We start from the raw sequence: 14,828 nt of genomic DNA, 5'->3' as shown, positions 1-14,828 counted from the left end.
CAGCGCCGCAGGTTGGATATTAAGGCTGGCACAAATGGTTGGGGACTGGTTAGCGGTCAACTTCAATACAATGGGCCTGAGCTGGTCGTTACCCTAGTGACAGAAGATGATCAGGAACGGCGTCAAAGCTACAATCTGCCGGTCACACTCAAGGGCAAGGTGCATGAACTGGTCAAACTCCCCAACGTCAACCTAGCCTGGCTTGAAGCAAGAAGCGAGGGTGAAGTAAACGGGCTTGATACACTGGCAATCTCTTTCCCCGGCTTGCTCTTTAGCCGGTACCTGATGTGGCGCCGCCTTTACAATACCTACACCACGGTAAGCAAGCCGCAACGGCGGCTACTGGGATTACGCCCACTGCCGATGGTGCTGACTCCTTACCGGGCCTATGCGCTGATTGGCAAAAGCCGTTACTACACGGCATCGCCCGATTACCCGGAATGGATTGCCCAATCGGAGCGATTCACCCCCGGCGTGGCCCGCCGGCTTAAACGTTTCGCGAAGCGGCATCGGCTACACCAGATCAGGCTGCAGGTGCTTATAGACGCACGAGACTGCCCTTCACCGGATCTGGTCGAGCAAACATTGCAGTCACTCCGGCAGCAAAAGGAGATTAAAGCTCACTGCCAGGTGCTGACCAACGCCTCCGTTGAAACCGAGTGGACGCACAAACCCGGCAACCAAGAGGGCATGATTGACCATCCCTCGGCTTTGCTCGAGCAGGGCCTTGAGCATGACTGGGTATTCGTGATGCAAGCAGGAACCCGACTGGCTCCCTGGGCGCTCGCGTGGTTTGCTGCCGAGGCCAGCAATGAAAACGTCAGGTTCATATATGCCGACCACGATTACCTGGATCAAGGCTCTAGGGTGGCGCCTCAGTTCAAACCTGACTGGTCACCTGAGCTGGCCCGTTGCTCTGGCTATGTGGGCACAGCCTTTGCGTTACACGGTCATGACTTCGTTCGGGTGATTAAACATCATGGGTTTACCAGCCTCTATCAACTGATGCTGGACAGCACGGCGACGATGCCCGATAACTCCGTTCAACACATTCCCGCCGTGCTTTGCCACTATGCTTCCGCCGAGGCCGAGCCGGTTTGCCGCCAGGCACTGGAACAGCACCTGCATCAACATCATATCGGTGCCAAAGTGATTGATCAGGGCGCTTTCTTTAGGCTGCGCTACTCCTTGCCAGCCTCGCTGCCCAAGGTGTCGATTGTGGTGCCCACCCGGGATGCCCTGCATTATCTGCAAACCTGTGTAGAAAGCCTGTTGCAAAAAACCACCTGGCCGGACTACGAACTGCTTATTGTGGATAACCAGAGCAGTGAGCCGGCGGCCCTGGCGTACCTTGAGCAACTGGAAACGGATGCCCGGGTAAAGGTGCTGCGTTACGATCACCCCTTTAACTTTTCTGCCATCAATAATTTTGCGGTAGAACAAGCAACAGGGAATGTGATCTGCCTTCTGAATAACGATACCGAGGTGATCAGTCCCGACTGGCTGGAAGAAATGGTCTCTCGCCTGCTGCAACCGGGCGTAGGCGTGGTCGGCACCCGGTTATATTTCAGTGATGGCCGCGTGCAACATGCCGGCGACGTGCTTGGCCCGGGCGGGTGCGCCATGCATTTGCACGGCATTATTGATGCCGACGATCCCGGTTATATGCACAGAGCCGTGCTGGCCCAGGATCTCTCGGCTGTCACCGCCGCCTGCCTGGTCACTCACAAATCGCTTTACCAAGCTCTGGGTGGACTCAACGAAGCCAACCTGAGCGTGGCTTTCAATGACGTGGATTATTGCCTCAAGGTCAGAGAAGCCGGTCAGCGCGTTATTTACACTCCCTATGCGGAGCTTTACCACCACGAGTCGGTTTCTCGGGGCAAAGACGATTCGCCAGAAAAACAGGCCAGGGCCAAACGCGAGTCCGAATATATGCAGGCTCGCTGGGGTCACATCATTGAACGGGACCCTTTTTATAACCCCAATCTCAACTATTCCCAACCCGACTTCAGGCTGGGAAAAATCCCGCGGATAGACTGGCCGTGGTAACACCGAATGCTCAAACCCTGGTCGTCTCCCAGGGAGACAATCCTTCGAGCGATTTTTTCGTGCATCCCCACTTGGCGGCGGACGGCATGCGGTTTGCTGTGGCGGTACTTAATGGCGAGCCGCCGCCAGTCGCCACACCGCTGGCAGGTGTTGTGTTTGTTCGCTATCTCACGCCGGCCTGGCGTAAGTGGGTTGAAGAGAACCGAGCACAACTTGGTCGGCTGGTGTTTTTTATGGATGACGACCTGTTCGACCTGGGTGCCCATGCCGGTTTGCCGCTGCGCTATCGCTACAAGCTGTGGCTGTTGGCCTGTCGGCATAAAAACTGGCTGCAGCGCATGGGGGTCGAGCTGTGGGTGTCCACACCCTGGCTGGCAGAAAAATACGCCAGCTGGTCGCCAAAGGTATTGCAACCACAATCACCTTATACACACTCAAGGCCGCAAAAAACCTTGTTTTATCATGGCTCGGCATCGCACGGGCCCGAGTTTGAATGGCTGTATCCGGTGTTTAAGCAAGCACTTGAGCAAGACGCCAGCCTGAGTGTAGAGCTGATTGGTAACCATAAGGTACGCAAGCGATTTGCCGACCAGCCCCGGGTGCATGTACTGCACCCCATGAAGTGGCCGGCCTACCAGGCCTTGCTGGCCCGCCCGGGCCGCACCATTGGCCTGGCGCCGCTATTGGATAATGGCTTTAACGCTGCCCGCGCCCCCACCAAGTTTTTTGATATTACCCAGGCCGGTGCCGTAGGCATTTATGCGGATCATCCGGTTTATCGCCCCCTGGTGCGCCATGAGCATAACGGCCTGCTGTTACCTATGAAGCAACAAGTATGGGTAGATGCTATTTTGCGATTGAGTAAAGATGACTCAACTCGGGAAATGATAAGAGAAAACGCAAAAAAGATAAGCCATACGTAGGGCCGAATTCATTCGACCAAACCCAGTGTGCTGTTCTAAAAACGGTCGAATACGCTTTATAAAAAATGGCCACTACAACAGCACGAAACTGAAAACTTAGGTTAAAGATTTCAACAATAAGAGATGTAATAATGCGCAAAATTTTGGTTACTGGCGGAGCCGGTTTTATTGGCTCGGCAGTGATCCGCCATATTATTCAGCACACATCAGATGCGGTAGTAAACCTGGACAAGCTCACTTATGCGGGCAATCTGGAATCATTGGCCACGGTCGCGAACTCGCCTCGTTATCACTTTGCTAAGCTGGATATTTGTGACCATGCCGGACTGGATGCCTTGTTTGTCGAACATCAACCCGATGCGGTGATGCATCTGGCGGCAGAGAGTCATGTAGACAGATCCATTTCCGGCCCGGCGGAGTTCATCAATACCAATATTGTAGGCACTTATACCTTGCTGGAAGCAGCACGCGCATATTGGAATGAGCTGGATGCTGAACGCAAAGCGGCGTTTCGCTTTCATCACATTTCTACCGACGAAGTGTATGGCGACCTTCCTCACCCGAGTGATAGTGCTGAGTGTTCAATGTTGAGTGGTGAGTTAAAAGATCAAACACTCAACACTCAACATTCACAACTCAACACTGCGGCTTTGCCGCTTTTTACCGAAACCACACCTTATGCCCCCAGCAGCCCCTATTCTGCTTCCAAGGCCTCCAGTGATCATTTGGTAAGAGCCTGGCACCGTACTTACGGCCTGCCCACGATCATTACCAATTGTTCCAACAACTACGGGCCTTACCACTTTCCTGAAAAGTTGATCCCGCTTGTTATTCTCAATGCACTGGAAGGCAAGCCGTTGCCCATCTACGGCAAGGGCGATCAAATTCGTGACTGGCTATATGTAGAAGATCATGCCCGCGCTTTATATGAAGTGGTCACCCGTGGTGAAGTGGGTGAAACCTACAACATTGGCGGCCATAACGAACAGCAGAATATCGACGTGGTTAAAACCATTTGTGGCATTCTGGATGAGCTGGCTCCGTCAGACTTTTCGCCTTATGCCTCACTTATCACCCACGTAATCGATCGGCCCGGGCACGATGTGCGCTATGCCATAGATGCCGCCAAAATCGAGCGCGAACTGGGCTGGACGCCACAGGAAACTTTTGAATCCGGCATTCGTAAAACCGTAGAGTGGTACCTGATCAATGAAGATTGGGTAAGTAATGTGAAACAGCGCGGTAAGCCTTAAGAAAAGAGTTCAAACATGCATATTGTGTTATTGGGTAAAAATGGTCAGGTAGGCTGGGAGCTGCAACGGGCGTTGGCGCCATTGGGCCGGTTAACGGCACTGGATCGGCACAGCACCAAGTATTGTGGTGACTTAAGTCGCCCGGATGAACTGGCACGCACCCTGCGTAAACTCAAGCCTGATGTGATTGTGAACGCCGCCGCTTATACCGCCGTAGACAAAGCCGAACAAGAGCCAGAGCTGGCCTACCAGATTAATGCGGCCAGTGTGGCCGTACTGGCAAAAGAGGCCGAGGCGTTGGGGGCCTGGCTGGTGCATTATTCCACCGATTATGTGTTTAACGGTAAAGGTACTCGCCCATGGCAGGAAACCGATACGCCCGATCCACTCAATATCTATGGCAAAACCAAGCTGGCCGGCGAACAGGCCATTACGATGTATTGCTCTCGCCACCTTATTTTTCGCACCAGTTGGGTATATTCGGTACGCGGCAATAACTTTGCCGCCACCATGCTGCGCCTGGCGCGGGAACGGCAGGAACTGGCGGTAGTGAGTGATCAAATTGGCGCCCCCACAGGTGCAGAGCTCATTGCAGACTGTTCGGCACAGGCGTTGCGCATGGCACTTGCCAAACCAGATTTGGCAGGCCTGTATCACCTAACCGCCACGGGTGAAACCAGCTGGCACCACTATGCCGCCTTTGTCTTTGATCATGCCCGCTCGTTAGGTGAACCACTCAAGCTGGAGCAACTCAAGGCCATGTCCAGTCATGATTGGCCTGCTCCGGCTCAGCGTCCCACTAACTCCCGCCTGAACACTCAGTCATTTACTACTGCTTTTCAGCTTACGCTGCCGTCTTGGCAGGTTGGCGTCACTCGCATGCTGAACGAACTATTGGATAAAAAATCATAATGAGCTCTCGTAAGGGGATTATCCTCGCCGGTGGATCCGGTACCCGGCTTTACCCAGTAACCATGGCCGTAAGTAAACAACTGCTGCCGGTGTATGACAAACCCATGATCTACTACCCGCTGTGCACGCTTATGCTGGCGGGTATTCGCGATATTCTGATCATCAGTACCCCACAAGATACACCACGTTTTGAGCAGCTACTGGGCAACGGCAGTCAGTGGGGTCTTAACCTGCAATATGCCGTGCAAGAAAGTCCCGATGGTTTGGCACAGGCATTTTTGATTGGTGAAGACTTTATTGGCCAGGATAATTGTGCGCTGGTGCTGGGTGACAATATTTTTTACGGTCACAATCTTCAGGCGGAACTAATGCAGGCCAGTGCTCAGGCAGAAGGTGCGACTGTGTTCGCCTATCATGTGCAGGATCCTGAACGTTACGGCGTGGTGGAATTCAATGAACAAGGTCAGGCACTGTCACTGGAAGAAAAACCAAGTTGCCCCAAAAGTAATTATGCCATTACCGGCCTGTATTTTTACGATAACCAGGTAGTGAACATAGCAAAAGGATTGCAACCTTCAGCGCGAGGTGAGCTGGAAATTACCGATATCAATCGGCATTACCTGAAGCAGGGCGAATTGTCTGTATCTATCATGGGTCGGGGTTACGCCTGGCTGGACACAGGCACTCACGAGAGCCTGAACGAGGCCAGTAATTTTATTCAGACCATAGAGCATCGCCAGGGGCTGAAAGTCGCTTGCCCTGAAGAAATTGCCTTTCGCAAAGGTTTTATCAACGCTGAACAGGTGCGACAATTGGCCGCTCCGCTCGCTAAAAACGCGTATGGCCAGTATCTACTCCGCCTTATCCAACCTGGGTTCAAAGCTTGATGAATATTATTAAAACCGGCATTCCCGATGTATTGATTATCGAACCTAAGGTATTTGGTGACGAACGCGGCTTCTTTTTTGAAAGCTTCAACCAGCGCCAGTTTGAACAGGCTGTTGGCAAACCGGTTAACTTTGTACAGGATAATCATTCTCGCTCGGGCAAAGGGGTACTGCGTGGCCTGCATTATCAAATTACACAGCCCCAAGGAAAACTGGTGCGATGTACCCTGGGGGAAGTGTTCGACGTAGCGGTAGATATTCGCCCCAACTCCCCTACATTTGGCCAGTGGGAAGGTATATTTTTATCGGCCGAGAACAAGCGTCAGGTGTGGATCCCCGAAGGCTTCGCCCATGGCTTTGTGGTGCTCTCCGAGGTAGCCGAGTTTTTATACAAAACAACCGATTATTACGCCCCCGAGCACGAGCGTAGCATTAGGTGGGATGATCCCACACTTGCCATAGACTGGCCGGTGCCCTGCCCGCCCGTGCTTTCGGAAAAAGATAAAAAAGCGCTACTGTTTGCCAATACCGAACTGCCTGGCTAAATGTCAGCCACAGCACTCAATTCATAACCTCGACGTTTGGCTAGGTGTAGGCGCCGCTTCAGCTGGCGCGAGTTTGCAAACAGCGTGGCGTCTGAAGCATTGGCACCGTCTGATCCGGCAGCTGAAGCGCCGGCTACAAAAATTACAGGGCTTTATATCTTTTATGCTGCTTACCACCTCACGCGGTATCTGGCGCCAGCGCCAGGTGCTGAATACGTTTCTATCTCCTCATTATCTTGGCAAGCAGGCAACCCCCGAGTTAGCGGCTGTGGTTGGCTGGGGCATGAAACCCAACACACAAAAAGCCCGAGAACTTGCAGTGCGCCGATCTCTGCCTTTTTGGCAGCTGGAAGACGGCTTTATAGGTTATATCGGTCACCCCGCTACTGCTGCCACTCGACTGTCACTAATAGTGGATGGCGTGGGTGTGTATTACGATGCCACTCGCTCCAGCCAGCTTGAGCAGATGCTGGATGATATCAGTTGGTGGAACCCGCAGTGGCAGCAGCGGGCTGAGCGGCTGCAAGTTTTGCTTGAACGTGAAGGCATTACCAAATACAACCACTATGCCGAGAATAGCTTGCCACCGGCAGTGGCGGAACGGCTGGATTATTCGCGCCCCCGGGTGCTGGTTATTGATCAAACCCGGGGCGATCAGTCGGTGCGGCTGGGCCTGGCTAGCGAGCAGAGCTTTACCGATATGTTAGCGGCCGCCCGGGCAGAAAACCCCGGCGCCCAGATTATTGTACGCACACATCCGGATGTGTTGCTGGGCAAGAAGCAGGGCTATTTGACGGATGTTGCCGATGACGATCTGCTGCTGTTGGCCGATGCGGTTAATCCTTTTGCGCTGATGGCGGCGGTAGACAAGGTATATACGGTTACCTCGCAACTAGGCTTTGAGGCCTTGCTGGCCGGCAAGCCGGTGGTCTGTTTTGGCGCCCCTTTTTATGCGGGCTGGGGGGTCACCGACGACAGAATGGCTGTTCCTCGTCGCGGCCAACCACGCACCGTGCCGCAATTGCTGGTCGCCGCCTATTTGCGTTATTGCCGCTATGTCGATCCTGTTACCGGCGAGCGCTGCGAGCTGGAAGATGTGCTGGATTTGATTTTGGCGCAACGTAGTCCAGTGCCAGTGGTGGATACGCTATATGCGGTAGGATTTTCATTGTGGCGGCGGCGTTTTACACCCCGATTTGTAAGCCGCTATGCGCGAGAAGTGAAATTCGTAAAACACATTCCTGTAGGGTCTAATTCATTCGATCAACACAGGTCCACTGAAGTGGACCCTACAAGTGTTCCTGCGGTGAACTCTGCAAAGGCGGTGCTTATTTGGGGGCGACACTTTGAACAAGAACTGGCTACTTGCCCATTGCCAGTGTGGCGCATGGAAGACGGCTTTTTGCGCTCGGTAGGTTTAGGGTCAGACTTGCGCCGGCCAGGTTCGCTGGTGGTAGACAATACCGGCATGTATTACGACCCGCGCACGCCCAGCGCCATTGAACAGTATCTGGTTAGCCACGACTTTTCTCAACTCGAGTTAGGCTTGGGAGAGCAGCTGGTGACGCATTTTAAAGAACAGGCGCTCACCAAATACAATGTGGGCGAACAGGTCAGCTTGAACTGGCGCCAGCTTGCAAAAAATCGCGCAATTTTGCTGGTACCCGGCCAGGTGGATGACGATGCGTCCATTCAGCTGGGCAGCCCGTTTGTGCCGGGCAATGAGGCTTTGTTACAGGCGGTTCGGCGTGAACATCCAAACGCTTTTATTGTATTTAAACCCCACCCTGACGTAGTAAGTGGTAATCGAAAGGGTCAGGTGCCCGATGCCGTGCTTGAGCGATGTGTAGATGCGATAGAAACCCAAGCCGGTATTGTGGCTTGTTTGGACGCCTGTGATGCAGTGCATACACTAACGTCACTAACGGGGCTGGAGGCGTTAATTCGCGGCAAGCCGGTGACCGTGTGGGGTCAGCCGTTTTATGCGGGCTGGGGGCTAACGCAAGACAAGCATCCGGTTGAGCGCCGTGGCCGCGCGCTTCCACTGGCCGCTTTGGTATACGCCACTTATGCCTGGTACCCCACCTATGTAGACTACCCCACCGGACTGTACAGTACGCCGCTGCGCATGGCCTGGCGATTGGCCCAGGAACGAAAGCAGTTCAGGGAGCCGGATAATACAGTACTGCGCTGGGCGCATCGGCGCATGCGCAAAGCCCGGTTTTTGTGGGAAGCGTTAAAGGGATAAGCTCTGGCCAGCTGTAGGCGCCGCTTTAGCCGGCGCGAATTTGCAAACAACGCCATATCTGCAGAATCGGCGCCGCCTGATCCGGCAGCTAAAGCGCCGGCTACAAAACATGGCACCCGGTGGTGTTGCAGACTCGGCATCGCCTGCCCCGGCAGCTAAAACGCCGGCTACAAGACATGGCACCCGGTGTTTGGGTGGACAAGGCATTTCTTCAGCTGCACAAACCTGCAAACAACGCCATATCTGCAAAATCGGAGCCGTCTGCGCCGGCTGCAAAATGCCCGCCGCCTGCGGATGATACAAAGAAAGATGTTAAAGTTGCCATTGACAGAAAGCTATGGTTTAAACGCCTTATTCTCAGACCGCCACCCCACAGGAGTGCATATGGAGCAACTGGCGAACATTATTGAGCTGGCGCGCCAGCGTTCAGATATTGCCGCTCTTTGGCTTTATGGTTCACGGGCAAGGGGGGATCATCATGCCAGTAGCGACTACGATCTCGCGGTGGTCTTTACCCTCTGGGAGCCAGATGCATTGTCTCGCCGGCTAAGGCCGGAAGAAGTAGCGATAGACTGGCAACATCAGCTTGCCATGCCTGAAGGCACCATTAGTGTGGTGGACTTGGCCATTGCTCCTATACCCCTTGGCTGGAGTGTACTAAGCCAGGGAAAGCTGTTACTGGATCTGTCCCCTTCTCACCGAATGCAGGCAGAGCAGCGTATTTACTCAATGTGGGAGCTGGATTACGTTCATTCCAACAAAGCCGGAGAACAACATGGTTAACACCGGGCCAAATGCCTATCTGAATGCGCAAAAAGAACACGTCGATCAGTGTGAACTGGATTTGACCGAGCTGAAGCGGCGATTGCAACAAGCCCCCTGGAGCCGGTTTGAACAAAGAGCAGCTGAACGGACTCTTCAGGTTTTAATTGAATCCTGTATTGGTCTTGCCAAACATTGGGCCAAACAAGAAACCGGTATGGCCAGTAACGAGGCACTTACCGCCTTCAACCGGCTGGCTGAAAAAGGGGTTATTGACAAAAATACACCTTGGCGCAAGGTGATCGGACTCAGAAATGCGTTGGTGCATGACTACCTCGAAGTGGATCCCGCCATTGTTCATGATGTGATTTTGTCTGACTATCATCAGGCGCTTATCGAGTTTGCCCGCTCGGGGATCAAGGCGCTGGGTTAACCGTGCCGCTTTAGCCGGCGCGAACCTGCAAGCGGTGCTGTGTCTGCAGAGTCGGTGCCGTCTGATCCGGCAGCTGAAGCGCCGGCTACAAAAACACAGTGCCGATGTTTGGATTGAGCTGTAGGCGCCGCTTTAGCCGGCGCGAATCTGCAAGCGGTGCTGTGTCTGCAGCATCGGTGCCGTCTGCTCCGGCAGCTGAAGCGCCGGCTACAAAAACACAGTGCCGATGTTTGGATTGAGCTGTAGGCGCCGCTTTAGCCGGCGCGAACCTGCAAGCGGTGCTGTGTCTGCAGCAGCTGAAGCGCCGGCTACAGCCAAACCGCGTCCCATAATGGGTAATCGCCCACTCGCCGTACCAGACCTGCTCTTATTGGATTGGCCACAATATATCTGGCCACCTGTTGCAGGCTTTCATTTTGCCTGATGGCATGATCGTGAAAGCCTTTCTGCCATAGTCCACCGGTACGGTCGAGATAGTGATTGGCGGTTTTCGCCGAGCGCCCTTTGAACACGCGCAAAGTGCGCGCCAGCGTGGTTGTTTCGTTAAGTTGCATAAGCCAATGCAGATGATCGGGCATCAACACCCATGCCAGAGACTGTACGTCCAGATGCGTCTGCGCATGCTGCAACTCCTGAACAATCAAACGACCAAGCCGCCAGTCGGAAAAGAATGGTTGCCGGTGTCGGGTACAAACGGTGATGTGGTAGATATGCCCGGGCAAAGAACATCGGCCGGCCAAAGCATCATTGTAAGACATGGTGGTGAGCGTCAGACATGGGTGATGACAGTCAGTTTAGCCGTTTCTGTAGCGGGTCAATGATGCTGCAACATCGGCATCGTCTGCCCCGGCAGCTGAAGCGCCAGCTACAAAACATGGCCCCTACAAAAACAAAACACGTTTCTCTTCGTCCGTAGGTTCCGAGCTTCTCGTAGCAAAGAGGCATGGCAAAAAATGCTATTCGCTTTGGGCTTTGGGCTTGAGTCCCAGAGCAAACAGCAACAGGCCCGAGAGCAGAATCGCCACCGTGATCACCAGCAGCTTGCTGTAGCTGTGCTCAACGCCAAACAAGGGGCCGATCAGATCGAGCCGGCCACCTTTTTCGAGAAAATACAGCACCGCACCGGCCAGCGCCACGGCAAAGTTGGCCACGAAGCTCCAGCGTGCCACCTGGCAATTAGCGAAAATGCTGAACAGTATTACCGGGGTCAGCGCCAGCGAAGCGGTGCCGCTGATCGCCACCGCATCAAACAAGTCTTTGCTACCCATAAACACCAGCACCAAACCGCCCAGGGCAAACAACGCCATGGCCAGCCGACCGGTGCCGGCAGAGGGACGGCCCAGCCCCATATCGACCACCAGCAGCTTGGACGCACTGGACAGGGTCGAGTCCAGGGTAGACGCGGCAGAGATCACTAGAGCCAACCCCAGCAACAGCATGGCCGGCGTGCCGAGCAGTCGTTGCAGGGTGATCAGCACATCTTTGTCTTCTCCGCCCTGCAGGCCGGCAAACACCCCGAGTAAACCAAACGCTAAAATGAGCAGCGCCGACAGCCAAAAAGCATGCAAAAAGCTGCGTTTGGTGGTGTCCCGGTCGGCGATAAAGCCTCGGTCCATCATCACGGGGTCATGCAGCGGATAACTCAGCACCTGTAACAGCGCCACCACCAGCAATATCCAGCCAGGGCTATCCCATTGCGGGCTGCTGGTCAGCACGCTTTGCCAATCAAACAGAGGGTGCAACAACGTCATACCGACCAGCAATACAATAAGCACGATCAGCAACCCCATTTGCAGCACATCGGTACGCAACGAAGCGCGCAGGCCACCGGTCATGGAATAGACCAGCGTCAGCGCCGACACCGCAAGAATGGCACCGGTATAGGCACCGGATCCCGCCACCCCAAATACCATGCCCACCACCAGCAAGTTGGCAAATACCTCGGTCAGCAATCGCATTGATATCAGCAGATTGAAACAGCTGCTGCCCGCTCGACCAAACCGCGCCACCAAAAAGGCCTGAATATTATGCACGCCGTATTGATAACGCAGCCGATCGACGATCAGCCAGCCGGTAACAAAGGAGCCGTAATAGGCGCTGTAAGCCAGAGCCCCTGCAATACCATACAAATAGCCGAGAATGGCGGCATTGAGCAACGAACGGGCAAAAATCCAGGTGGTGACCTGGGAAAATGTCAGCGTGAGCAATCCGGGCGATGCGCCCTGTTCGTCTCGACCTGAGAAGAATCCTTCAGCGGTGCGTACCCGGGGCGCAAGCCACACACTCAGCATGCCCCCCCCCGCAAGCAGCACAATCAAGGTAGCAACGGGAAAGTCGACCATGTAGATCTCCTTATCATCAGGTCAGTTTAAAGGCTATCGTACGGCATCAATATCCGACACCGTTTTCAATTCAATAACCCGGCGTCAGCATAGGGGCCACAACCCCCTCCACGGTAAAGGTACGTCGTGGCAGACGACCCGGCTATTACAAATGCATGTTATTTTTAAATACATTGATCCAGGCGCCCCACCTCACTGTAAGAATCGACTACATCCTTGCGACTTTGTGTATAACCTTCATTATGAATACCGGCCAGGCCTACCCCATCGCCCTAAAAGGATATTTTTATGCGCAAACCCCTGTTGCTGACTCTGCTGTTGCTACTGGTTGCCCTGTTTTTCATCTTCGATCTGGGCGACTGGTTTACGCTCGAAGCCTTGAAACAACAACAGGCACAGATTGGTGCGCTGCGGGCCGAATCCCCTTGGTTGATTGCCGCCGGCTTCTTCGCGCTGTATGTCGTAATGGCGGCATTGTCTTTGCCCGGTGCCGCCATCATGACCCTGGCCGCGGGGGCCTTCTTCGGCGTATGGCAAGGGCTGGTACTGGTATCGTTTGCTTCTAGCATAGGTGCCACTTTGGCCTTTCTGGTGTCCCGCTTTCTGCTGCGGGATCAGGTACAGCATCGCTTTGGCGAAAAACTCAAGGCCATCGACAAAGGCATCAGCCGAGACGGCGCCTTCTACCTGTTTACCCTGCGGCTGGTACCGGTGTTCCCCTTCTTCGTCATCAATCTACTGATGGGACTCACCGCCCTGCCCGCTCGCACCTTCTACTGGGTAAGCCAGCTCGGTATGCTGCCCGGTACCCTGGTGTACGTGAACGCTGGCACCCAGCTGGCCGCCATCGACAGCCTGAGCGGCATATTGTCACCCACTCTGTTGGCCTCTTTCGCCCTGCTCGGCATTTTTCCGCTGCTGGCCCGCGCAGTGCTGCGACTGGTGCAACGCCGCCGAGTCTATGGCGGCTTCAACAAGCCCCGCCATTTCGACCGCAACCTGATCGTGATCGGCGCCGGTGCCGCCGGTCTGGTCAGCGCTTACATAGCGGCGGCGGTCAAGGCGAAAGTCACCCTGATTGAAGCGGACAAGATGGGCGGCGACTGCCTTAACACCGGCTGTGTGCCAAGCAAGGCATTGATCCGCAGCGCCAAGCTGGCCCACCAGATGCGCCACGCCGAGCAATACGGCCTGACCCGCACCCAGCCTGCCTTCAGCTTCAAACAAATCATGCAGCGCGTGCAGGCCATTATTCAGAAGGTCGAACCTCACGACAGCATAGCGCGCTATACCCGGCTGGGCGTTGACGTGTTGCAGGGGTACGCCAAGCTGCTCGATCCCTGGACGGTAGAAGTGACGCAGGCAAACGGCACCACGCAACGATTGACCACCCGCAGCATCATCATCGCCGCCGGTGCCCGAGCTGCCGTGCCGCCGATACCCGGCCTGGATCAGGTGGACTACCTCACCAGCGATACCCTGTGGGACGACATGGCCGACCGGGACACGCCGCCCAAACGGCTGCTGGTAATGGGGGGAGGCCCCATCGGTTGCGAGCTGGCGCAGACCTTTGCCCGACTGGGGTCCGAGGTCATCTTGCTGCAACGCAACCCGCACCTGATGCCTAAAGAAGACGGGGAAGTGAGTGAATGGGTCAAAAATGCCCTCAGCCATGACGGCGTTCGGGTGCTGACCGAGCATAGCCCGCTACGCGTAGAGCGAGGCGCCGATGGTATTCGCGTAATAGCGATGCATCAGGAGCAGGAAGTCATACTGGAATGCGATGACTTGTTGCTGGCGCTCGGCCGCCAGGCGCGGTTGCAGGGCTACGGACTGGAAGCCCTGGGCATCCCCACCGATCGCACCGTGACCACCAACGAGTATCTGGAAACCCTGTATCCCAATATTTACGCCGCCGGCGACGTGGCGGGCCCCTACCAGTTTACCCACACCGCCGCTCACATGGCCTGGTATGCCAGCGTGAATGCCCTGTTCGGCCACTTCAAGCGTTTTAAGGTCGATTATTCGGTGGTGCCCTGGTGTACTTTCGTCGACCCGGAGGTAGCCCGGGTGGGCCTGAGCGAGCAGGAAGCCAGGGCGCAGAATGTCGCCTATGAGGTGACCCGGTTTGAGCTGGACGAGCTGGACAGGGCCATTACCGACGGCTCGGAACAAGGCTTTATCAAAGTACTGACCGTCCCCGGCAAAGACCGGATTCTGGGAGTGACCATCGTCGGCGAACATGCGGGTGATTTGCTGGCCGAATATGTGCTGGCCATGAAACACAAACTTGGCCTGAACAAGATCCTGGGCACCATTCATGTTTACCCCACCCTGGCGGAAGCCAACAAGTACGTAGCCGGAGAATGGAAGCGCGCCCATGCCCCAGAGCGGGTGCTGAGCTGGCTGGGCCGTTACCATCAGTGGCGACTGGGCAAGGAATAACACAATAACGGGCCGAGATGCATGCT

The 14,828-nt window shown here is 55.0% G+C and carries 12 protein-coding genes; 10 read left to right on the top strand and 2 right to left on the bottom strand.

Annotated features, from left to right (window positions below; genetic code table 11):
- Positions 1-96 precede the first annotated feature (96 nt).
- From IEW52_RS13350 to hepT, 9 genes are all read left to right on the top strand, one after another.
- Entirely contained in the window at positions 97-2,052 is a 1,956-nt protein-coding gene (locus IEW52_RS13350) for a glycosyltransferase family 2 protein (RefSeq protein ID WP_188630576.1), read from the top strand.
- Positions 2,046-2,975: a glycosyltransferase family protein gene (locus IEW52_RS13345; protein WP_188630575.1), complete on the top strand. Its 930-nt coding sequence runs from the start codon at positions 2,046-2,048 to the stop codon at positions 2,973-2,975. Before IEW52_RS13350 ends, IEW52_RS13345 begins: the two co-directional genes overlap by 7 nt.
- Positions 2,976-3,106: 131 nt before the next feature.
- A complete protein-coding gene (locus IEW52_RS13340) occupies positions 3,107-4,228 on the top strand; it encodes a dTDP-glucose 4,6-dehydratase (RefSeq protein WP_188630574.1) in 1,122 nt (373 codons plus the stop codon).
- A gap of 15 nt (positions 4,229-4,243) precedes the next feature.
- Positions 4,244-5,140 (top strand): dTDP-4-dehydrorhamnose reductase, encoded by an 897-nt coding sequence (gene rfbD, locus IEW52_RS13335; RefSeq protein WP_188630573.1) that lies wholly within the window; start codon positions 4,244-4,246, stop codon positions 5,138-5,140.
- Complete coding sequence (rfbA, locus tag IEW52_RS13330; protein WP_188630572.1) at positions 5,140-6,027, top strand: glucose-1-phosphate thymidylyltransferase RfbA; 888 nt, start codon at positions 5,140-5,142, stop codon at positions 6,025-6,027. The genes rfbD and rfbA overlap by 1 nt, the downstream gene beginning before the upstream one ends.
- The gene (gene rfbC, locus IEW52_RS13325) at positions 6,027-6,572 is read left to right on the top strand and encodes a dTDP-4-dehydrorhamnose 3,5-epimerase (protein ID WP_188630571.1); all 546 of its coding nucleotides are present in this window, start codon (positions 6,027-6,029) and stop codon (positions 6,570-6,572) included. The genes rfbA and rfbC overlap by 1 nt, the downstream gene beginning before the upstream one ends.
- Positions 6,573-6,735: 163 nt before the next feature.
- Complete coding sequence (locus tag IEW52_RS13320; protein WP_188630570.1) at positions 6,736-8,820, top strand: capsule polysaccharide biogenesis protein; 2,085 nt, start codon at positions 6,736-6,738, stop codon at positions 8,818-8,820.
- Between the two features lie 384 nt (positions 8,821-9,204).
- Positions 9,205-9,603 carry a type VII toxin-antitoxin system MntA family adenylyltransferase antitoxin gene (gene mntA / locus IEW52_RS13315; protein WP_188630569.1) on the top strand — a complete coding sequence of 133 codons (399 nt, stop codon included), beginning with the start codon at positions 9,205-9,207 and terminating at the stop codon, positions 9,601-9,603.
- Positions 9,596-10,015 carry a type VII toxin-antitoxin system HepT family RNase toxin gene (gene hepT / locus IEW52_RS13310; RefSeq protein WP_188630568.1) on the top strand — a complete coding sequence of 140 codons (420 nt, stop codon included), beginning with the start codon at positions 9,596-9,598 and terminating at the stop codon, positions 10,013-10,015. Before mntA ends, hepT begins: the two co-directional genes overlap by 8 nt.
- Positions 10,016-10,323: 308 nt before the next feature.
- Here hepT and IEW52_RS13305 read toward each other — a convergent pair whose 3' ends face one another.
- A complete protein-coding gene (locus IEW52_RS13305; RefSeq protein ID WP_188630567.1) occupies positions 10,324-10,773 on the bottom strand; it encodes an REP-associated tyrosine transposase in 450 nt (149 codons plus the stop codon).
- Between the two features lie 198 nt (positions 10,774-10,971).
- The gene (locus IEW52_RS13300; RefSeq protein ID WP_188630566.1) at positions 10,972-12,357 is read right to left on the bottom strand and encodes a sodium:solute symporter family transporter; all 1,386 of its coding nucleotides are present in this window, start codon (positions 12,355-12,357) and stop codon (positions 10,972-10,974) included.
- A 288-nt stretch (positions 12,358-12,645) separates the two neighbouring features.
- On the opposite strand from IEW52_RS13300, the gene IEW52_RS13295 reads away from it, so the two are divergent.
- The gene (locus IEW52_RS13295; protein ID WP_188630565.1) at positions 12,646-14,802 is read left to right on the top strand and encodes a dihydrolipoyl dehydrogenase family protein; all 2,157 of its coding nucleotides are present in this window, start codon (positions 12,646-12,648) and stop codon (positions 14,800-14,802) included.
- The last annotated feature ends 26 nt before the right edge of the window (positions 14,803-14,828 follow it).

It is taken from the genome of Oceanisphaera marina (assembly GCF_014643915.1).
Lineage (GTDB): Bacteria > Pseudomonadota > Gammaproteobacteria > Enterobacterales > Aeromonadaceae > Oceanimonas > Oceanimonas marina.
This window is presented reverse-complemented; position numbering and strand designations above follow the sequence as displayed.

Coding starts and splice junctions, on each gene's coding strand:
- IEW52_RS13320 (WP_188630570.1), top strand. CDS start 6,736: ATGCTGCTTACCACCTCACGCGGTATCTGGCGCCAGCGCCAGGTGCTG.
- rfbD (WP_188630573.1), top strand. CDS start 4,244: ATGCATATTGTGTTATTGGGTAAAAATGGTCAGGTAGGCTGGGAGCTG.
- IEW52_RS13300 (WP_188630566.1), bottom strand. CDS start 12,357: ATGGTCGACTTTCCCGTTGCTACCTTGATTGTGCTGCTTGCGGGGGGG.
- hepT (WP_188630568.1), top strand. CDS start 9,596: ATGGTTAACACCGGGCCAAATGCCTATCTGAATGCGCAAAAAGAACAC.
- rfbC (WP_188630571.1), top strand. CDS start 6,027: ATGAATATTATTAAAACCGGCATTCCCGATGTATTGATTATCGAACCT.
- mntA (WP_188630569.1), top strand. CDS start 9,205: ATGGAGCAACTGGCGAACATTATTGAGCTGGCGCGCCAGCGTTCAGAT.
- IEW52_RS13305 (WP_188630567.1), bottom strand. CDS start 10,773: ATGTCTTACAATGATGCTTTGGCCGGCCGATGTTCTTTGCCCGGGCAT.
- IEW52_RS13295 (WP_188630565.1), top strand. CDS start 12,646: ATGCGCAAACCCCTGTTGCTGACTCTGCTGTTGCTACTGGTTGCCCTG.
- IEW52_RS13340 (WP_188630574.1), top strand. CDS start 3,107: ATGCGCAAAATTTTGGTTACTGGCGGAGCCGGTTTTATTGGCTCGGCA.
- rfbA (WP_188630572.1), top strand. CDS start 5,140: ATGAGCTCTCGTAAGGGGATTATCCTCGCCGGTGGATCCGGTACCCGG.